The following is a 209-nucleotide window of genomic DNA, read 5'->3' as shown; positions in this document are numbered from 1 at the left end:
TGCAGTACCATCTGCGCAATCGGGCTTAACTTCTCTGTTCGGAATGGGAAGAGGTGAGCCCCGACGCAATAACCACCTTAAAAGGTTTTGCAAGGGTATCCTTATCGGATAACATTACACAATATCTTAACATACTGAGATAAAGAAGATTTATTTTTTTGAAAGATTGCTCTTGTGTCTCATTATTTAAAACGAGACACAAGATGCGA

General features: G+C 39.2%; 1 rRNA gene. It reads right to left on the bottom strand.

The features are described 5' to 3' along the window. Positions 1 to 80: ribosomal RNA gene (gene rrf / locus IAI56_RS16080) — 5S ribosomal RNA — on the bottom strand; the annotation flags it as partial. Positions 81 to 209 lie beyond the last annotated feature (129 nt).

This window comes from Flavobacterium macrobrachii, from assembly GCF_014486675.1.
Lineage (GTDB): Bacteria > Bacteroidota > Bacteroidia > Flavobacteriales > Flavobacteriaceae > Flavobacterium > Flavobacterium macrobrachii.
This window is presented reverse-complemented; position numbering and strand designations above follow the sequence as displayed.